Below are 20330 nucleotides of genomic sequence, written 5' to 3'. Positions count from 1 at the left end.
CCGTCGCAAGAGGGCCAAGGGATGACCGCCGAAACCAAGATTGACAAAAGCCAGATCCGCCATGCGGCCACCGTGATCGTGTTGCGTGACCGCTGGAGCAGCCCGCGCATCCTGATGGGGCAGCGCGGGGCGAAGGCCGTATTCATGCCCAACAAGTTCGTCTTTCCCGGCGGTGCCGTGGACGCGGGCGACTATCACGTGCCGCTGGCAGGCTCGCTGCCCGATGGCTGTGCCGCGCGGATTGCCGAAGACAGCGCGCCCGATATGGCCCACGCCCTGTCCGTGGCCGCCGTGCGCGAGCTGTTCGAGGAAACCGGCCAGGTTCTTGGCCAGCCCGGCGGATGGGACGTGCCCGTGCCGCGGGACTGGACCGATTTTGCCGCGACCGGGCACGTACCCCACGCCTCGGCGCTGCAATTCGTGTTTCGCGCGATCACCCCGCCGGGCCGTCCGCGCCGGTTCGACGCGCGATTCTTCCTCGTCGATGCCGACACGCTGGTGACCGACCCCGACGATTTCTCTGCCGCCTCGGACGAGCTGTCGCATCTGCAATGGGTGGGTCTGGACGACGTGCGCAGCTTTGATATGCCGTTCATCACCGAAGTGGTGCTAAGCGAAGTCCAAAAGCGCGCCCGGTCGGTCGAGCCGCCCGAGAGCGTGCCCTTCTTCAAGAACAACGAGGAAGAGAACCTGTTCCTGCGCCTGCGCGGTCATCTGCCCACGGATTAGGGCGGTCAGATCACCAGCACCAGCGTCAGGATCGACGCCGCCAGCACCGCCATGCCCGCCCATTCGCGCGCGCTGACCTTTTCGCGAAAGAACAGGACCGTGGCCATCAGGCTGAAGATCAGCTCGACCTGTCCCAGCGCGTTGACATAGGCCACGTTCTGCAATGTGAATGCGGTGAACCAGCAAAGCGACCCCACTAGTGACGTAAGCCCGATCCACACTGCGACGCGGCGCGCGCGCCAGACGGCAGTGATCTCGCCCGCTTCGCGCAGCCGCAACCATATAGTCATGCCCACCAGCTGCATCGCGGTCACGCAGGCCAGCGTCAGCCCGGCGCGCGCCAGCGGGTCCTCCAGCGGCAGTTGCAGTGACGCCCCCCGGTAGCAGACGCCCGATATGGCAAAGAGGATCCCCGACAACAGTCCCAGCCCCGCCGCCCGGTTCGCCAGATCGCGCAGACCCCAGCGCACCAGATCGGGCGGCGCGGACAGCAGCAGCACCCCGATCAGCCCCAGCGCAATCGCACCGAACCCCGGCAGGGTGACGCCTTCGCCCAGCAGCACCCAGCCGACCAGAACGGTCTGGATCACTTCGGTCTTCTTGAAGGTGATGCCGACGGCGAAATTGCGCGCCTTGAACAGCATCACCACGCAGACCGTCGCCAGAACCTGCGCCAGCCCGCCAAACGCACCATAAAGCCAGAAGGCCGCGTTCAGGGGCGGCAGGGCCTGACCAGTCGTGCGGAAATAAACCATCGCCAGCACGGCAACCAGCGGTGCGGAATAGAGGAACCGCGCGAATGTCGCCCCCGCCGCCGACAACGCGGTCGTTGCCAGCTTCTTTTGCAGGACAAAGCGCAGCGTCTGGAAAAACGCAGCGGCCAGGGTGATGGGTATCCAGAGGCTCATCGCCAACCAGTGCCGCGAATTCAGTCCCTGCGCCAGAGCGGATGTGCAACAGGGTCCTTGGCCGTCAGGAAGAACCGTGCAAAGATCTGGGCGTAGGATCGGAACATATAGCCGTCGTTGCAGGCCAGAAACCGCGTCCTATGCGCCGCATAAAGCGCGGGCAGACGATACCACGGCAGGCGCGGATGCATGTGATGCACCACGTGCAGGTTGTTGTTCAGAAACAGAAACGCCAGCGGCCCGCGGTCTTCGATGATCACCGTGCGCCCCCGGCTGCGCGCATGGGCCTGGTGTTCCAGAAACGTGCGGATCTTCAGGATCGCCAGCGCCGCATAGGCCGCCGCGACATAGGCCCAAAGCGGCATTGGCGACCATGCCACCAACGCCAACACCGCCATCAGCCCCGGCAGATGCCACAGCCATCCCGCCGTCACCGCCCGGTCGCCGCCCCGGATAAGGGCAAGATCACCGCGCATGAACGCCCATTGCGCGACCAGCGGCCCCACGGTCATGCGGCCCAGAAGGGTGTTGTTCACGCTCAGCACATGTTGCTGCCAGCGCGGCAGACGGCTCCAGACGTCGGGGTCCAGATAGTTGCTTTCGGGATCGTCATAGGGATCGGTCAGCCGCGCGTCGCGGTGGTGTGCAAGGTGGGTGTCGCGAAACCGGATGAACGGGATGAACAGCCCCGGCTGCACCACGCCCAGCGCAGTGTTGACCCGCTGCGACGGGAAAGGATGGCCGTGCAAAATCTCGTGGCTGAGCGACGAATGCAGTACCAGCGCCAGCGTGATTGCAGCCGCGGCAAGTGTCACCGAAACCAGTGAAAGCCAGAACAGACCCAGGGCAAGAACGGCGTAGCAGACGATAAAAAGAAGGATGGTGGGCCATTCCCAGCCTGCGCTTTTGCGGGGGCGGGCGATGCTGTGGCCGGTGTTGATCGGGGGTATTCGATATTCGGTATTCATATTGCGGCTGACGCTAACGCGACGCTGCGTCACCAGCCATTCTGAACCTTGTTAACAAAATCCACGTTTCGTGATAAACATCACAGCATGAGCATAAATAACGACAAACGCGCACGCGCGGCGCTGTTTCGCGATCGGCTGGCGCAGGCGATGAAAGAGACTGGTGCCACGCAAAGCGGCCTGGCCCGTGCTGTTGGCACGGACCGATCGACGCTGTCCCAAGCGTTGAAGGACGACGGCGCGCGCCTGCCCGGTGCGCATGTGGTGGGGGCCTGCGCCACTGCGCTTGGCGTGTCGGCGGATTGGTTGCTGGGTCTGTCCGACCGTCCGGAATCTGCCGCCGATCTTCTGTCGGCAGCGCTCAGCCTCACCCATGCACCGCGTGCGCTGGTGGACGAGACGATCTTTGGCTGGCACCGCGAGGCTGCGGGCTACAAGATTCGGCACGTGCCCGCCGCCCTGCCCGACATGTTGAAGACCCAAGCGATGCTGGAATGGGAATACAGCCCGCATCTGGGACGCACCATCACACAGGCCATCAATGCCTCGCGCGACCGCCTTGCGTGGATGCGTTCGGCACAGTCTGACTATGAAATCGCCATGCCGCTTTATGAATTGCAAAGCTTTGCGGCGGGCACAGGCTATTACGAAGGGCTGCCCGTCCCGGTGCGCGCGGCCCAGTTGAACCAGCTGATCGAACTGACCGAGCAATTGTATCCGCGTCTCCGCGTCACGCTCTTCGATGCGCGCAGGCTCTATGCGACGCCGATCACCATATTCGGGCCGCTGCTCGCCGTGCTTTATACCGGCGGGCACTACATGGCGTTCCGCGATCGACCCCGGATCGAGACGCTGACAGGGGATTTCGACACGCTGATCCGCCAGGCCTCGGTCACGGCGCGTGACATGCCGGGGCATCTGAACGCATTGCGTCCACTGATCGTCTAGACCTTCGGGTCGGGGTTCTCGGTATGGCCATCCACCGCGATCACCTGCCCCGAGACCTTGCGCGATACATCGGTGCCGAGGAACACCGCCATGTTGGCAATGTCTTCCGCTTCGACGAAGGACCGCATCGAGGTGCCGCTTGCGTAGCCGTCATAGACCTGATCGCGGGTCATCCCCTTGGCTTCGGCCTCGCGGTTCAGCACACCTTCCATGCGCGGCCCCTCGACGCTGCCGGGGCAGATCGCGTTGCAGCGCACACCGAAGGGCCCCAGTTCCATCGCCAGGGTTTTCATCAGCCCGATCACGCCCCATTTCGCCGCCGCATAGGGCGCGCGGAAGGGATAGCCGTGTTGCCCGGCGGTTGACGAGGTCACGATGATTGATCCCTGCCCCGCCTTTTTCATCAGCGGCGCCGCGTATTTCGCGGCCAGAAACGCGCCGTCCAGATTGACGCCCAGACAGGCGCGCCAATCTTCCATCGTCACGTCCTCGATCGCTGCCGTGGGTCCGGCGATACCTGCGTTGGCGCAAAGCACGTCCAGCCTGCCCATTTGTGCAAAGACGCGCCGCATGTCGTCTTCGTCGGCGGCGTGGGCGGCGATGCCGGTCCATACGGCAGGGATCTCCGCCAGCGCCGCGGGGTCCACGTCCGTCACCCAGACGTCGAACCCTGCCTTGTCGAAGGCATCGGCCATCGCGCGGCCAATGCCGCGCGCGCCTGCGGTGATCAGTACCCGCCTCAAGGGCGCTGACCGACGGCGCGCCCTACCCCCTTGGGTGACGGCAACGCGGCATGGGCGTCGGCCACCCGCTCGAGCGCTGCAAGAACAGGTGCCGAAGGTTCGGACGGGCGGCGCGTCTCAAGGTTGACGTGCAGCAGGAAATGCTCTCCCGTGGCCAAGAGCCGCTCGCCCTCGAACAACTCGTGAAACAGGTGCATCTTCTTGCCAGCACCTGAAAGAACCTGCGTGCGCACTGCAATCACGGCCCCGGCCAGCGCTTCGTCCACGTGGCGGATGTGTGTTTCAGCGGTAAAATAGCTGCCGCCCGCGCCGATATATTCCGCGTCGCAGCCGATCATGTTCATGAACCGGTCGGTGGCATCGCCGAAGACCTGCAGATATTTCGCCTCGGTCATGTGGCCGTTGTAATCGGTCCAGTCCAGCGGCACGGCACGGTGCACGGTCAAGAGCGGCGTGGATACATCCGCCATCTGGTCGATCCGCGTGCCGGTGGGCGACGCCGCGCGCAAGGTCGCCTCTTGGGCATTCATCAGCGCGCCCGCGCCCCAATCCTGCGCCTTGAGCGCGCGCATCATCGACACCAGGTTGTTGTCGCGAATGCGTTCAAGCTCGCGGATGGAATAGGCACCCGACTGTGCGTCCGACTGGCCCGCGATCAAATCGACCAGCTCGTCGGTAAACTCGGGCACATCCATCAGCTTGGTCCAGGGCCACGACAGGCAGGGACCGAACTGCGCCATGAAATGCTTCATGCCTGCCTCGCCGCCCGCGACGCGGTAGGTTTCGAACAGGCCCATCTGCGCCCAGCGGATGCCGAACCCATAGCGGATCGCGTTGTCGATCTCTTCCGTGGTGGCGATGCCGTCCTTGACCAGCCAGAGCGCCTCGCGCCACACGGCTTCAAGGAAACGATCCGCGATATGGGCGTCGATTTCCTTGCGCACCCGCAAGGGGTAAAAGCCCATGCTGGTCAGGATTGCTTCGGCCCCGTCCAGAAAGGCGGGCGTATTCTCGGCGGTCGGCACCACCTCGATCAGCGGCAGCAGGTAGACCGGGTTGAACGGATGCGCGACGATGATCTGACCGGGGCGCGCGGCGCCCTCTTGCAGTTGCGACGGCTTGAATCCGGACGTCGACGACCCGATAACCGCATCTGGCGCACAGACGCCTTGGATCTGGGCAAAGGTCTTGTGTTTGATCGCCAGTTGTTCCGGCACGCTTTCCTGTATCCAGACGGCACCGTCCACGGCCCCCTCGATGGTATCGTGAAAGGTCAACTTGCCCTCGGCGGGCAGCACCACATCGACCAGCCCCGGCGTTGACCGCCGCGCGTTGGCCAAAACTTCACCGACCTTGCGTTCAGCCTGCGGATCAGGGTCGAAGATCTGCACATCCCATCCGTTCAGCAAGAACCGCGCGGCCCAGCCGCCCCCGATCACGCCACCGCCGATGACGGCTGCCACTTTATTGCCCATTCTTCACCTCTTGTTGCTTGCGGGCCTCGCGCCCCGCCGATGTCTGATTTTCCCGCGCGCCTCAAGGCCGTGTTGCCAGCCGCGTCAGGTCATATCCATTGAAATCCAGCACTTCACGTGCCGCCGTGATGCGGTCCGCGCCGCCCGTCGGGTTGCGGTCCAGTATCCAGGCCCACGCGCCGTCCGGTGTGCCGACGGCCGCGGTGCGAAACTCCTCGTCGACCCAAAGCACCCAAAGGTTGCGCTCTGCTGCGCCGTCTGGCGCCCGCAGCAGATAGCGCCCCTGCCCTGTCGCGCGGGCAGGCCACTGTTCGGCCACCGTGCCACACACCCCAACCGCATCGCATTGCCGCGACGCCAGCGTAAATGCCGCGTCGTCCTTGCGCGCTGTCACACCGCGCAAATCCGCATCCTCTGGGTAGGATGCGCGCACGACCCAGTCGCCTGCAAAGCGCGCCGCGTCGAACCGCGTGGTCGAGGCGATGATGACGCCGCTGTCGCGGTAACCGATTTGTAAAGGGGCCTGCGCGCAGCCTGCCAGCACCGCCAGGGTAAGGCCCGCCAGCCAGCGCATCCGCTCAGCCCTTGGGCGCACGTTTGACCAGACCCAGTTTCTCACGCACCTCGGCAGGGCCGATCACCCGTGCGCCCATGTTCTCGATGATGCTGCCCGCACGCTCGACCAGTTGCCAATTCTCGGCCAAAACACCCTTGTCCAGCCACAGATTGTCCTCGAGCCCGACGCGCACGTGGCCGCCCGCCAGCACCGATGCCGCGACATAGGCCATCTGGTTGCGCCCCAGCCCAAAGGCCGAAAAGGTCCAGCCGTCGGGCACATTGTTCACCATTGCCATGAAAGTGTTCAGATCGTCGGGCGCGCCCCAGGGCACACCCATGCACAGCTGCACCAGCGCGGGGCTGTCCAGAATGCCGTCTTTCACCAACTGCTTGGCGTACCACAGATGGCCGGTATCAAAGGCTTCGATCTCGGGTTTCACGCCCAGTTCGGTCATCATCCGGCCCATCGCCACCAGCATGCCGGGTGTATTGGTCATCACGTAATCCGCTTCGGCAAAGTTCATCGTGCCACAATCCAAGGTGCAGATCTCGGGCAGGCATTCCGCCACATGCGCCACGCGCTCGGTCGCGCCCGCCATGTCGGTGCCTGCGTCGCTCAACTGCATCGGGTTCTCCACGCCGCCAAAGGTGATGTCGCCGCCCATGCCTGCCGTGAGATTCAGCACGACATCGGTATCGCTGTCGCGGATGCGGTCGGTGACCTCGCGGAACATCGCCAGATCGCGGCTGGGCTTGCCGGTTTCGGGATCGCGCACGTGGCAGTGCACGACGGCAGCGCCGGCCTTGGCTGCGGCAATCGCGCTGTCCGCGATCTGCTTGGGGCTGCGCGGCACGTGGTGGCTGCGGTCCTGCGTGGCACCGGAGCCGGTGACCGCACAGGTGATAAAGACGTCTTTGTTCATGGCCAATGGCATCGCGTGTCTCTCCGAAATTCAACTTGCTTTGCGCGGTATCATGGCGGCATTCTGTGCCCATACTTTACGAGATGCGAAAACAATTTGATGAAGTCCGAAAATATAACCGACGTTGTGGTGCTGGTGCTCGACACCACGAACACGCTCAGCTTTGCCGCTGCAGTCGATCCGTTGCGCGCGGCGAACCGCCATGCGGGGCGGCAGCTGTTCCGGTGGCATCTGGCCACGCCAACGGACGCACCGGTCACGCTGACCTCGGGGCTGGTGATCCCGGCAAACCCGCTGGCGCGCATCGGGCAATGCGACTGGATCATCACCGTCTCGGGGTTCGATCCCGACCGTCAAAGCACCCCGGCGCTGCTGGCAAGTCTGCGCAGGCTGGCGGCGCGTGCGGATCATGTGGCGGGGGTCGATGGCGGCCCTTGGGTGCTGGCGCGCACCGGTCTGCTGGACGGTCATAAGGCGACCGTGCACTGGGAAGATTTCGAGGCTTTCGCCGTACGGTTTCCCGAAACCCAGACCGTCAACGCCCGCTATCAGGTCAGCGGCAAGTTCCGCACCGCAGGCGGCGCCGCCCCAACGCTCGACATGATGCTGGCGCTGATCGCCGAAACCTGCGGTGCCGCTCTGGCGCGAAAGGTCGCGGGCAGCTTTATCACCGACACAACCGCCGCCCCGTCACAGCCGCAGATCCGCCAGCCACAGCGGTCGCGTCACAGCCACGTCACCGCGCGCGCCCATGCGCTGATGGAAACCACGCTGGACGCTCCGCTGCCCATCGCCACCATCGCGAAACGTCTCGGGCTTAGCCCGCGCACGCTGCAATTGCAGTTCAAATCGACCGTCGGGCTGACGCCGCAAGCCCACTACATGTCGCTGCGCATGGCCGAGGCTGAACGGCTGGTCACACAGACTCACCGGCCGCTGCATGACATCGCGCTCAGCACCGGCTTTTCCAGTCAGTCCGGCTTTGCCCGCGCCTATGCCCTTGCCCACGGGACCAGCGCGCGCATGCATCGCAAGTCTGCCTAGAGTTTCTTTTGGCCTTAAATATCCACTGCACACCGGCCAGCCCCAAAGGCTGCCCCCAATATCACATCCCTCAATAGGGCATCGGATGCGCGCGGTGCGCCGTGTCGATATCGGCCATGACCTCAGCCGACAGGGTCAGGTCCGCAGCACCCAGTGCGCATTCCAGCTGATCCATCGTCGTTGCACCAAAGATCACCGACGTCATGAAAGGCCGCGTGCAGCACCAGGCCAGGGCCATCTGCACCGGGTCCAGTCCATGCCGCTGCGCGATATCGAGATAGGCATCGACCGCAGCAAAGGCGCGGGTCGTCTTGCGCCCACCCAGATCGCCGTTGATGTCCATACGCGACCCTTCAGGCACCTTGCCGTCCTGATACTTGCCGGTCAGCAGCCCCGCTGCCAGGGGCGAAAAGGCCAGCAGGCCCACGTCCTCGTTCGCGCTCATCTCGGCCATGTCGGTGTCGTACAGTCGGCACATCAGCGAATATTCGTTCTGCACCGTCGCCACGCGTGGCCCGCCCGTACGGGTCGCGGCCTCGGCCCATTGGGTCGTGCCCCAGGCGCTTTCGTTGCTCAGACCGAACGCACGGATGCGTCCGCGATCCACTTCGCGCTGCAATGCGCCAAGACAATCTTCCATGTTCTGCAAGGTCGCGGCCCGGTCCTGCCGCGAGGGGTCATAGGTCCAGTTCTTGCGAAACATATAGCTGCCACGATTGGGCCAGTGAAACTGATAGAGGTCGATGTAATCGGTCTGCAGCCGCCGCAGCGAATCGTCGATGGCCTCTGGGATCGTCGCGGCCGAGATCGGTGCGCCTTCGCGGCGGTGTTTCATCCCCTCGCCGGAATGTTTGGTGGCCAGAATATAATCCTGACGCCGACCACGATCTTCGTGCCACAGCCCGATGATCCGCTCTGTCCGGCCCACCGTCTTGGCGTGCATGGGTGTGGTCGGATACATCTCGGCGGTGTCGATAAAGTTGATGCCCGCGTCAAGCGCCCGCTCGATCTGTTCAAAGCCTTCTTCAGCTGTGTTCTGCGAGCCCCAGGTCATCGACCCGAGGCAAAGCTGCGACACCTTGATTCCCGTTCGGCCCAACGGTTTCATCTGCATATGGCATCCCCTTCGTTTCAACCCCAAGCCTAACAATAACCCACGAAATAACAAGGGAACTTCCCGCCGAGCCGCCGCCTATGCCCCCAGAATCTGCATAAGAATTATCCGGCTTTTTATCTACTTGCCCGCCGGCAGCCGCATCGCCGCGCAAGGCGAAACAGCCAGGCAAGCAAAAACGACGCAATTCTGTCGCATCCCCTCTTGGCCCCGCCCCGGACGCGGCCCATGGTGCCACGGATATGCGTTTGCTGATTTCCCTTGCCGCTCTTCTGCTTTCGGTCCTGCTCTTGCAACTCAGCTCGGGCGGTGTCGGGCCGCTGGATGCGCTGTCGGGTCTTGCCCTTGATTTCACACGGCAGGAAATCGGCATGCTGGGGTCGGCACATTTCTTTGGCTTTTTCATCGGCTGCTGGTGGGCCCCGCGCCTGATGGGATCGGTCGGCCATTCGCGCGCATTCGCGGCGTTCACGGCATCGGGCGCGATCGGGCTGTTGGCACATATGATGGTGGTCGATCCCTATGCCTGGGCGTTGATGCGCGTGGCGTCGGGCCTGTGCGTCGCAGGCTGCTACACGGTGATCGAAGCATGGTTGCAGGCCAAGGTCACCAATGAGACGCGCGGGCGCACCATGGCCGTCTACCGCGTGGTGGACATGACCGGCTCGCTTTTCGCACAGATGATCATCAGCGTGCTGACCCCTGCGCACTACATCAGTTACAACATGCTTGCGATCCTGTGCTGTGCCGCGCTCTTGCCACTGACGCTGACCACGGCGCAGCAGCCTGAAACCCCCAGCGCCCCGCGTCTGCGCCCCAGGCTTGCGGTCGATCGCTCGCCGCTGGCGGCGGCGGGCGTGGTGGTTGCGGCCCTTTCCTCGGCCAGCTTTCGCATGGTCGGTCCCGTTTATGGACAGGACGTCGGGCTTACCACCGGGCAGATCGCGTGGTTTCTTTCGGCTTTCGTGCTGGGCGGCGCGCTTGCGCAATATCCGGCAGGTTGGCTTGCCGACAAATACGACCGGCGCTGGGTGCTGATCTGGCTGTCGGCGGCGGCAATGGGCAGCTGCGCCGTCACCGTCTGGGCTTCGGGGCTTGGGACAACGGGCATCATGCTGACGGCGGGCCTGTTCGGCATGACCACCTTTCCGATCTATTCGGTCGCCTCGGCCCACGCCCATGATTTCGCCAGCGCCGACGAGCGGGTCGAGCTGTCGGCGGCGCTGATGTTCTTTTTCGCGCTGGGGGCTATCGCGGCACCTTATGTGGCCTCGGCGCTGATCACCACCTATGGACCCGGCGCGCTGTTCGGGATGATCGCGGTGGGTCACGGGGTGCTGATCCTGTTCGGTCTGACCCGCATGCGCGCGCGTCCAACCAGGAAAAAGCGCACCCGCTACATCTACGCCCCGCGCACCAGCTTTTTGATCGGACGCCTGATCGGACGCAGCCGCGATCGCGACTGACCCTTTCCCCGCCCCCCCTGCGCTGCTAAAGCAACACGAAACGCAGACCATAGGCGCAAAAATGACCCGTCACCTGATCACCTCCGCCCTGCCATATATCAACGGCATCAAACACCTCGGCAATCTTGTCGGCTCGCAATTGCCCGCAGACCTCTTTGCCCGCTACCAACGCGGACGCGGCAACGAGGTGCTGTTTCTGTGTGCCACCGACGAACACGGCACGCCGGCCGAACTTGCCGCCGCCAAGGCGGGCAAACCGGTGGCCGACTATTGCGCCGAACTGCACGAGGTTCAGGCCCGCATCGCCGAAGGGTTCCGTCTGTCCTTCGATCACTTCGGACGCTCCTCCAGCCCGCAAAACCACAAGCTGACCCAGCATTTCGCGGGCCGTCTGTACGATGCCGGGCTGATCGAGGAAGTCTCGGAAAAGCAGGTCTATTCGATTACCGACAAACGCTATCTGCCCGACCGCTACATCGAAGGGACCTGCCCCAACTGCGGCTATGACAAGGCGCGCGGAGACCAGTGCGAAAACTGCACCAAGCAGTTGGACCCCACCGACCTGATTGACCCGCGCTCGGCCATCTCGGGCTCGACCGATCTGGAAGTGCGCGAAACCAAGCACCTGTTCCTGCGCCAGAGCAAGCTGCGCGACACATTGGACCAGTGGATCGACAGCAAGACGGGCTGGCCGGTGCTGACCACCTCCATCGCCAAGAAATGGCTTCACGATGGCGACGGATTGCAAGACCGTGGCATCACCCGAGACCTCGACTGGGGTATTGCGGTAAAACGCGGTGAGGCGGACTGGCCCGGGATGGAGGGCAAGGTGTTCTATGTCTGGTTCGACGCCCCCATCGAATACATCGCCTGCGCGGGCGAATGGGCCGAGGCAAACGGCACCGACTGGGAACGCTGGTGGCGCACCGACAAGGGCGCGGACGACGTGACCTATACGCAATTCATGGGCAAGGACAACGTGCCGTTCCACACCCTGTCGTTTCCCGCCACCGTGCTGGGGTCGGAAGAGCCGTGGAAGATGGTCGACCATCTGAAATCGTTCAACTATCTGAACTATGATGGCGGCCAGTTCTCGACCAGTCAGGGGCGCGGCATCTTCATGGATCAAGCGCTGGAAATCCTGTCCGCAGATTACTGGCGCTGGTGGCTTCTGGCGAATTGCCCCGAAACCTCCGACAGCGAATTCACCTGGGAGCAGTTTCAGCAGGGCGTGAACAAGGACCTTGCCGATGTGCTGGGCAACTTTGTCAGCCGCGTAACCAAATTCTGCCGCTCGAAGTTTTCCGAAGACGTGCCTGCCGCGGGCAGCTATGGCCCCGTCGAAGAAGCGTTGATCGCCGATCTTCAAGCGCGGCTGAAACGCTACGAGGCGCTGATGGACGCACGCGAAGTGCGCAAATCAGCCGCCGAGTTGCGCGCAATCTGGGTGGCCGGGAACGAATATTTGCAAACCGTCGCCCCCTGGACCACGTTCAAGACCGACCCGGACGCCGCCGCGGCGCAAATTCGGCTGGCGCTGAACCTGATCGCCTTTTACGCCACGCTGTCTGCACCCTTCATTCCCGATGCCGCCGCGTCGATGCGGGCGGCGATGCATCTGGACAGCGCGGCCGAATGGCCGACGGACGTGGCCAAGGCGCTGTCGGAATTGCAGCCGGGCCACGTGTTTTCGGTGCCCGAGGTGCTGTTCGCCAAGATCACCGACGAAGACCGCGAAGGCTGGGAAACGCGGTTTGCCGGCGGCAGAAGCGCCTGATTGGCGGCCTTTGGCGAAGACCTGAAACGCCGCCCCAAGAGGGCGGCGTTTGTCGTTTCATTCCGGTTTGCGGTGTTTGAGTGACCCAGAGTGCGATCAGGCGGGAGGCCTGAGGCTTAAGACGGCGCGGCTCAGAACTCTTCCCACCCTTCTTTTTCGGGTTCGGTCATTTCCATCTTCAGGGCCGTGTTGCCAGACATCGGTGCCGCATTGAGGACGGTTGGCGCCACGAAAGCAACAGCGTTGCCCGAAGGTGTTGGTTTCACCTCGGGTGCGGGCTGTCGCGCGACGTGTCCCAACCGGAACGCCGAGACGGCAGCGGCCAGACTGTCCGCTTCGGCGGTCAGGGCGTGGCTCGCGGCAGTGGTTTCCTCGAACATGGCGGCGTTTTGCTGGGTCACGTGGTCCAGATCATTGACGGCGGCGTTCACCTCGATCAACCCGTTCGACTGTTCACGCGCCGACGCCGCAATGGCCGACACACGTTCCGAAATATCCGAAACCGACGTCACGATGGCGGCCAGCGCGGTGCCGGTGCGATCAACCAGATCGACCCCCTGACGCACCTGATCGCCCGAGGCGGAAATCAGCGCATTGATCTCTCGGGCCGCTTCCGACGACCTCTGCGCCAGGGCCCGAACCTCGGTTGCGACCACGGCAAACCCGCGTCCTGCTTCGCCTGCGCGCGCGGCCTCCACACCGGCGTTCAGCGCCAGAAGGTTGGTCTGGAAGGCGATATCGTCGATCACGCTGGTGATTTTCGAAATCTTCTGGCTCGATGTCTTGATCTCGTCCATCGCGTTTACGGCCTCTCGGGCGACATTTCCGCCCTGTTCGGCATTCCGCTGCGCATCGGCGGACATCTTGCTGGCGGCATCTGCACTTTCGGCAGCCGAGCGAACAGAGCTTGTCAGCTTGTCCAGCGCCGCCGCTGTCTCTTCCAGCGTTGCCGCCTGTTTTTCGGTCCGGCGCGACAGGTCATCCGCAGCGCTGGTGATCTCGCTGGTCTCGTTTCGGATCGAATCGGCGTTGTGCATGACAGCGCCGATTGCGGTCTGAAGCGCCGCCGTGGCACCGTTGAAGTTCTGGCGCAGCGCTTCATAGCTGTCGGGGAAGGTTTCGGCGATTTCGGACGTCAGGTCTCCTTCCGACAGTTTCTGCAAGGCAAAGGCCAGGGCTTCGACGACGCGCCGCTGTTCCTCGGCGACACGTGTGCGCAGGTCTTCGGCTTCGCGCACTGCGTGTCGGCTTTGCGTGACATCCGTGCCCAGGAAGACGCAACGTTCGACATTGCCGTCGGCGCCTTTCACTCCGGCGAATGCACCGTCGAAATGCAGAAGGGCACCGTTCGCCGCAGGCTGAGTGACGTTAAAGCAGCCCTGTACCGCCTGCCCCTTCAACACAGCATCGGCAAGATTGTTCGGCAAGCTTGCATCGGATTGGTCGGCGGCGAACAGGGCGTCAAAACGCAATCCGGCCACGGACTTTTTCGTAGACCCCAGTGCCTTTGCCGCCTTTTCATTTGCACCAAAGCAGTGACCGCGCGCATCAAATTCCAGTCGGATCTGGTTGGCATCTATCGCCTCCAGCAAAACCGAATCGCGGTGCGCTTCCGTGCGGTCGGTCCACTCGATCACCGCGCCGATCATGGAACCAGTGTTGTCGAGGGCCGCGTTGACCTTGATCACGACATAGCGATCCCCGATCTGCGTAGAAACTTCCCTTGGCAAAGCCTGCGCGCCCGTGCTGCGGACCGCATGGGCAAGAGGCGACAGATCCTTCATGTTCGAAAGATCGGCCCCGACGAAAGCAGACTCAGGAGCGTTTGGCCAATTGCTGCGCAGTTCCGCCGCCATATTGGACAGAAGTGCCGAACAGGCAGGGTTCACGAAAGTCACCACAAAGTCCTCGTCGACCATCATCATGCCCGCCGACGACCCCTCGAAGGAGGCGCTTTTGAATGCTGCCTCGCGCTGCGAATCCCTGGCATTTGCAAGGTCCCCGCGAAACTGGTCCAACCGCACCGCGATGCTGCCGATTTCGTCGCCGCGCCGGGTGAACGGTATTGCAGTGTCGTAATCCTCCGACGCCACCTTCGACATCGCCCGCGCAATGCCGATCAGGGGCCGAGACATGTAGAACCACAGAAACACGCCCGTCGCCATCAGCGCCAGCGTCATCACCATACCGGTCTCTATGATACTTTGACGTTGCGCTTTGGCCATGGCTTGCAAGGCGGGCGCGTGCGACCATTCAGTCACGACGACCCCGACAACAACGTTGTCAGCGCCGAATTGTGCGGGCACCGCGCTCAGGTTGCCGGACGTCGAAACAGCGGCCCTGCCCTCAGCAACCACAGCTTTTGCCAGCGCAACTGCATCGACTGCGTTAAACTCTGCAGAGGGCGATTGGTAGAGCACGTCGCCCTTCAGATCGACGACAAGGCCACCGATCCCGGCGGGTTCTGCCTCCGTCATGACATCGTCGACGATCTCGCCGATCGCCTTTCGGTTTCCAAATTTTATCGACCCGCCCAATTGCAGCGCCATCAGTCGTGTAACCTCGGCAGAGCGTTCACGCAGAGCTTCATCCTCTGCGATCTGATTTGAAATCTGGTCGCGCCAAACCGAAAAGGCAAAGACCATCGTGACGACAAGCGCCACCCCCAAGAGGTTTCTGGCCAAGACACTTGCCATCGCGGTCCTGAGCATTTTCAAAGTACGTTGCATCGACATCACCTCTTTCATCTGTCCACACGCAAATTCAGCGCACTGGCTCGACATTGGCCGTTGCAGATCATTTAAGATGACAGTCTTACGACCGGCTTAACGCAGCCCCGAAATCAGGCGGCTGTCTTTACGATCAATTTGAATAGAAACGGGATGACGTTTTCCGGGAATGGTGCGGGCGGTGGGACTCGAACCCACACGGGGCTACGCCCCAACAGATTTTAAGTCTGGTATGTCTACCATTCCATCACGCCCGCAACACTCTTATCCCTAGGGGGTGCGGGCCCGGTGCTCAAGAGGTTTTCAGATTTCTTCGCCTTCCTCGGGAGCGACGGCCCTTTGCGGTCCCAGTGGCGCGCCGGGGGCAATCAGGGCGCGCTCGGACAGCCAAGGATTGTTGTCAAGCGCCTCAAGCATCTGCGCGCGCGCGTCGTCACGCTGGCCCAGTTGCATCAGGGTCAGGGCACGCCCGGATTGGGCCGCAACATGATCCGGTGTGCGGGCCAGCGCTTCGTCCAGATCGGCAAGTGCGCGGACAAAGTCACCCTGAAGGTAGTAGACGAATGCGCGTTGGTTCCAGCCCTCGGCATAGGCGGGACAATAGGCGATCAAACGGTCGAATTCGCCCTTCGCGCCCAGGAAATCATAGGCGTCGCGGCGCGCCAAGCCGCGGTCAAGAATGGCTTGGGCGTCCGCATCGGGGGCGCGCAGATAGACCTTCCACAGACCTTCGGCGGCAGCGCGGGCCGCAGCCTCGGTCGGGGCGGCGCGGGCCTCCTCGAAGAGGCTGGCCAATTCGGCTGCGTGATCTTTCGGCGCGGGGCAGCCCTCTGCCAGGGCAGGGCCGGACAGACAAAGGACGAATGCGGACAAAACCAGATGTTTCATGCGCAAAAGCATGCCGCAGCCCGCCCGCCGGTCAAGTCACATCTGCGAGAACGGCCTCTTTCACCGCCTCCATCGCCACATAGGTCGAAGTCGAGGCGACAAAGGGCAGGTGCGAGATCGTCTCGCCCAGAAACGCGCGATAGGTGCTCATGTCGCGGGTCCTGACCTTGAGCAGGTAGTCGAAGTTGCCTGCGATCATATGGGCCTGCTCGATCTCGGGCACCTTGATCACCGCCTGGTTGAACGCGGTCAATGCACCCTCGCGGGTGTCGGACAGGCGCACTTCGACAAAGGCCACGTGATCCATGCCCAGACGGATCGGATCAAGCATGGCGCGGTAGCCCAGGATGACCCCGTCTTTCTCCAGCTTGCGCAGCCGCGCCTGCGTCGGAGATTTCGACAGACCGATGCGCACGGCGAGGTCCGTCACACTCATGCGCCCGTCGCGCGCCAGTTCCGACAGAATCGCCTTGTCGAAGCGGTCCAAACCCATCCGATCATTTTCCATGTGAAATCCTCAAACTTCGGTCTAAATTACCGACATATGAAATCATTATAGTCAAATCGCCTTTCGATCCAGCGATACAATGGAACATCTGCCAAAAGGATATGATATGGCTCGCGACACCGCTTATTCACTGCGCCACCACATTGATGCCGGGACCTACACCGACCAGAATGCCGTGCTGGACGAACTTGTCACGCTCGCCGATCTTGGCGAAGACGACCGCAAAGCGGTCACCGCGCGTGCCGCCGGATGGGTGCGCCAGATCCGGTCCGCTGCCGATCCCGGCCTTATGGAAAGTTTCCTGGCCGAATATGGCCTGAGCACCGACGAGGGCATCGCCCTGATGTGCCTGGCCGAGGCGCTGCTGCGGGTGCCCGACGCCGACACCATCGACGCGCTGATCGAGGATAAGATCGCGCCGTCCGACTGGGGCACGCACCTTGGCAAATCGACCTCCAGCCTGGTCAACGCGTCGACCTGGGCACTGATGCTGACGGGCCGGGTTCTGGACACCCGCCGCCCCAGCCCCGTGCGCCAGCTGCGCGGCGCGATCAAGCGTCTGGGCGAGCCGGTGATCCGCACCGCCGTGGGCCGCGCAATGAAGGAAATGGGCCGTCAATTCGTGCTGGGCGAAAACATCACGTCGGCGATGAAGCGCGCCGCGGGCATGGAGAAGAAGGGCTATACCTATTCCTACGACATGCTGGGCGAGGCCGCGCGCACCGAAGCGGACGCCAAACGCTATCACCTGAGCTATTCGCGCGCGATTTCCGCGATTGCGACGGCCTGCACCCACGGCGACATCCGCAAGAACCCCGGCATCTCGGTCAAGCTGAGCGCCCTGCACCCCCGCTACGAGGTGGCGCAGGAAGAGGCGGTGATGAACGACCTGCTGCCGCGCCTGCGCAGCCTTGCGCTGCTCGCCAAATCCGCCGGCATGGGGCTGAACATCGACGCGGAAGAGGCTGACCGGTTGTCGCTTTCGCTTGAGCTGATCGACCGCGTGATGGCCGAACCCGCGCTCAAGGGCTGGCATGGTCTGGGCGTCGTGGTGCAAGCCTACGGTCCCCGCGCGGGCCGCGTGATCGACGCGCTCTACGACATGGCGCAGAAACACGACCGCCGCATCATGGTCCGTCTGGTCAAGGGCGCCTATTGGGACACCGAGATCAAGAAGGCGCAGGTCGAGGGCATCGACGGCTTTCCGGTCTATACGCAGAAGGCCGCGACGGACGTGTCCTATATCGCCAACGCCCGCCGTCTGTTGGGCATGACCGACCGGATCTATCCGCAGTTCGCCACGCACAACGCGCACACTGTTGCGGCAGTGCTGCACATGGGTGCCGATCCCGAAACCTTCGAGTTCCAGCGTCTGCATGGCATGGGCGAGGCGCTGCATAACATCGTGATGGCCGATGCGGGCAGCAATTGCCGCATCTATGCGCCCGTCGGCGCGCACCGCGATCTGCTGGCCTATCTGGTGCGGCGTCTGTTGGAAAACGGTGCGAACTCGTCCTTCGTCAACCAGATCGTGGACGAGGACGTCTCGCCCGAGCAAGTGGCAAGCGACCCGTTTGACGCGCTGCCCTACCCCGGCCCAAAGATCAAGCGTGGCACCGAGCTGTTCCAGCCCGAGCGTCCGAATTCCCAAGGGTTCGATCTGGCCCACGCCCCGACGCTTGAGGCGATAGACGCCGCCCGCGATCCGTTGCGCAAGGCGCAGTGGAAAGCTGGCCCGCTGCTGGCGACCGATGTGCCGGAAGGGACCGTGCAGGAGGTGTCGAACCCCGCCGATCCGTCGGATGTGGTCGGCACAGTGCAGCACGCCACCGCCGACGATGTGACCGCAGCATTCGACGCCGCACGCATGTGGGATGCGTCACCCGCCGAGCGTGGCAGGGTTCTGAACGCGGCAGCAGATGCGCTCGAGGCGAACCTTGCGCCGCTCTTTGTGCTGCTGGCGCGCGAAGCGGGCAAGACCCTGCCCGACTGCGTGGCCGAACTGCGCGAAGCGGTTGATTTCATGCGCTATTACGCAGCGCACGCGCCCTCGAAAGAGCCTGCGGGCACCTATGTCTGCATCAGCCCGTGGAACTTTCCGCTGGCGATTTTCACCGGCCAGATTTCGGCCGCGCTGGCTGCGGGCAACGCCGTGCTGGCCAAACCGGCCGAGCAGACGCCGCTGATCGCGCATCTGACGGTGACGCTGATGCACGAGGCGGGCGTGCCTGCCCATGTGCTGCAACTGCTGCCCGGCGGGGGCGAGGTCGGCGCGGCGCTGACGTCGGACGCCCGCGTTGGCGGCGTCGCCTTTACCGGATCGACCGCGACGGCATTGAAAATCCGCAACAGCCTCGCGCAGCACGCCGCCCCCGGCACGCCGCTGATCGCCGAAACCGGGGGGCTGAACGCGATGATCGTCGACAGCACCGCGCTGCCCGAACAGGCAGTCACCGCGATCATCGAAAGCGCGTTCCAATCCGCCGGGCAACGCTGTTCGGCCCTGCGCTGCCTCTATATTCAAGAGGACATCGCACCGGCCTTCACCGCGATGCTGACCGGCGCGATGGATGCGCTGGCGATGGGCATGCCTTGGGATCTCAGCACCGATGTCGGTCCCGTCATCGACGAGACCGCGCGCAAGGGCATCGCCGACCACATCGCCACCGCCCGCGCCGAGGGTCGTCTGCTGCATGCCCTGCCGACCCCGCAAACCGGCACCTATATCGCGCCGACCCTGATCAGCGTCGATGGCATCGAGGACATGACGCGCGAAATCTTCGGCCCGGTCCTGCACATCGCCACGTTCAAGTCCGGCCGCATGCACCGGATCATTCAGGACATCAACGCGACGGGCTATGGTCTGACATTCGGGCTGCACACGCGGATCGATGACCGGGTGCAGTTCGTGTCGGACCGTATCCTCGCGGGCAATGTCTATGTGAACCGCAACCAGATCGGGGCCATCGTGGGCAGCCAACCCTTCGGCGGCATCGGTCTGAGCGGCACCGGCCCAAAGGCGGGCGGCCCCGACTATCTGCTGCGCTTTTCCAGACCGGGCGCGGCTGAGGCCGTGGACGGCTGGGCTCATGACGCGCCGCAACCCCTGCCCGCCCTGCGCGCGCAGGCGTCCGAGAAAATCTCGGAACACACGCTGCCAGGGCCTACGGGTGAAACCAACCGGCTGAGCACATGGGCAGGCGCGCCCGTCCTGTGCGCAGGCCCCGGAGAAAAGACGGTGCAGGCGCAGATCAAGGCAGTCGAGGCCCTGGGCGGTCGCGCGCTCGCGGCCACCGGCGTGATCGACCCCGCGTCACTGATTGTCGGCCCCGCCTATTGCGGCGTGCTGTGGTGGGGCGATGCCCAGACGGCGGCAGAGCTGAACCGGGCGCTGGCGGGACGTGACGGGGCCATCATCCCGCTGATCACCGGACAGCCCGACGTGGGCCACGTGCTGTGGGAACGGCACCTGTGCGTCGACACCACGGCTGCGGGCGGCAATGCGGCACTCTTGGGTGAAGTGGCCAAGAACCCGGCCCCTTAAGCAAAGGC

16 protein-coding genes and 1 tRNA gene are annotated in these 20330 nt (G+C 63.6%); 6 read left to right on the top strand and 11 right to left on the bottom strand.

The window, feature by feature from the left end:
- Positions 1–21: 21 nt before the first annotated feature.
- The gene (locus NTA49_RS16510; RefSeq protein WP_258295910.1) at positions 22–729 is read left to right on the top strand and encodes an NUDIX hydrolase; all 708 of its coding nucleotides are present in this window, start codon (positions 22–24) and stop codon (positions 727–729) included.
- A 5-nt stretch (positions 730–734) separates the two neighbouring features.
- On the opposite strand, the gene NTA49_RS16505 is transcribed toward NTA49_RS16510, so the two are convergent.
- Positions 735–1637 carry a DMT family transporter gene (locus NTA49_RS16505; protein ID WP_258295909.1) on the bottom strand — a complete coding sequence of 301 codons (903 nt, stop codon included), beginning with the start codon at positions 1635–1637 and terminating at the stop codon, positions 735–737.
- A gap of 20 nt (positions 1638–1657) precedes the next feature.
- Complete coding sequence (locus tag NTA49_RS16500; RefSeq protein ID WP_258295908.1) at positions 1658–2605, bottom strand: fatty acid desaturase; 948 nt, start codon at positions 2603–2605, stop codon at positions 1658–1660.
- 87 nt (positions 2606–2692) lie between these two features.
- Here NTA49_RS16500 and NTA49_RS16495 point away from each other — a divergent pair, with 87 nt between their 5' ends.
- Positions 2693–3553, top strand: a complete 861-nt coding sequence (locus NTA49_RS16495) for a helix-turn-helix domain-containing protein (protein ID WP_258295907.1) — start codon at positions 2693–2695, stop codon at positions 3551–3553.
- On the opposite strand, the gene NTA49_RS16490 is transcribed toward NTA49_RS16495, so the two are convergent.
- The 4 genes from NTA49_RS16490 to NTA49_RS16475 all read right to left on the bottom strand — a co-directional run bounded on the left by NTA49_RS16490 (position 3550) and on the right by NTA49_RS16475 (position 7264).
- A complete protein-coding gene (locus tag NTA49_RS16490; protein WP_408637152.1) occupies positions 3550–4248 on the bottom strand; it encodes an SDR family oxidoreductase in 699 nt (232 codons plus the stop codon). The genes NTA49_RS16495 and NTA49_RS16490 overlap by 4 nt on opposite strands.
- Positions 4249–4292: 44 nt before the next feature.
- Complete coding sequence (locus NTA49_RS16485; protein WP_258295905.1) at positions 4293–5771, bottom strand: carnitine 3-dehydrogenase; 1479 nt, start codon at positions 5769–5771, stop codon at positions 4293–4295.
- 61 nt (positions 5772–5832) lie between these two features.
- A complete protein-coding gene (locus NTA49_RS16480; protein WP_258295904.1) occupies positions 5833–6345 on the bottom strand; it encodes a lipocalin family protein in 513 nt (170 codons plus the stop codon).
- A 4-nt stretch (positions 6346–6349) separates the two neighbouring features.
- Positions 6350–7264 (bottom strand): BKACE family enzyme, encoded by a 915-nt coding sequence (locus NTA49_RS16475; RefSeq protein ID WP_261368382.1) that lies wholly within the window; start codon positions 7262–7264, stop codon positions 6350–6352.
- 87 nt (positions 7265–7351) lie between these two features.
- Between NTA49_RS16475 and NTA49_RS16470 the strand changes: the two genes are divergently transcribed.
- The gene (locus tag NTA49_RS16470; RefSeq protein ID WP_258295902.1) at positions 7352–8296 is read left to right on the top strand and encodes a GlxA family transcriptional regulator; all 945 of its coding nucleotides are present in this window, start codon (positions 7352–7354) and stop codon (positions 8294–8296) included.
- Between the two features lie 70 nt (positions 8297–8366).
- Here the strand turns inward: NTA49_RS16470 and NTA49_RS16465 are convergent, their stop codons facing one another.
- Positions 8367–9410: an aldo/keto reductase gene (locus NTA49_RS16465; RefSeq protein WP_258295901.1), complete on the bottom strand. Its 1044-nt coding sequence runs from the start codon at positions 9408–9410 to the stop codon at positions 8367–8369.
- A 242-nt stretch (positions 9411–9652) separates the two neighbouring features.
- Here NTA49_RS16465 and NTA49_RS16460 point away from each other — a divergent pair, with 242 nt between their 5' ends.
- Positions 9653–10876, top strand: a complete 1224-nt coding sequence (locus tag NTA49_RS16460; protein ID WP_258295900.1) for an MFS transporter — start codon at positions 9653–9655, stop codon at positions 10874–10876.
- Positions 10877–10937: 61 nt separating this feature from the next.
- Positions 10938–12653 (top strand): methionine--tRNA ligase, encoded by a 1716-nt coding sequence (gene metG, locus NTA49_RS16455; protein ID WP_258295899.1) that lies wholly within the window; start codon positions 10938–10940, stop codon positions 12651–12653.
- Positions 12654–12784: 131 nt separating this feature from the next.
- On the opposite strand, the gene NTA49_RS16450 is transcribed toward metG, so the two are convergent.
- The 4 genes from NTA49_RS16450 to NTA49_RS16435 form a co-directional block, all read right to left on the bottom strand.
- A complete protein-coding gene (locus NTA49_RS16450) occupies positions 12785–15349 on the bottom strand; it encodes a methyl-accepting chemotaxis protein (protein ID WP_258295898.1) in 2565 nt (854 codons plus the stop codon).
- A gap of 203 nt (positions 15350–15552) precedes the next feature.
- Positions 15553–15639: transfer RNA gene (locus NTA49_RS16445), tRNA-Leu, on the bottom strand.
- A gap of 46 nt (positions 15640–15685) precedes the next feature.
- Complete coding sequence (locus NTA49_RS16440; protein WP_258295897.1) at positions 15686–16270, bottom strand: tetratricopeptide repeat protein; 585 nt, start codon at positions 16268–16270, stop codon at positions 15686–15688.
- 31 nt (positions 16271–16301) lie between these two features.
- A complete protein-coding gene (locus NTA49_RS16435; protein WP_258295896.1) occupies positions 16302–16778 on the bottom strand; it encodes an Lrp/AsnC family transcriptional regulator in 477 nt (158 codons plus the stop codon).
- A 106-nt stretch (positions 16779–16884) separates the two neighbouring features.
- Between NTA49_RS16435 and putA the strand changes: the two genes are divergently transcribed.
- Entirely contained in the window at positions 16885–20322 is a 3438-nt protein-coding gene (putA, locus tag NTA49_RS16430; protein WP_258295895.1) for a bifunctional proline dehydrogenase/L-glutamate gamma-semialdehyde dehydrogenase PutA, read from the top strand.
- The last annotated feature ends 8 nt before the right edge of the window (positions 20323–20330 follow it).

The sequence above is a fragment of the Pseudosulfitobacter koreensis genome, assembly GCF_024733015.1.
Classification (GTDB): domain Bacteria; phylum Pseudomonadota; class Alphaproteobacteria; order Rhodobacterales; family Rhodobacteraceae; genus Pseudosulfitobacter; species Pseudosulfitobacter koreensis.
This window is presented reverse-complemented; position numbering and strand designations above follow the sequence as displayed.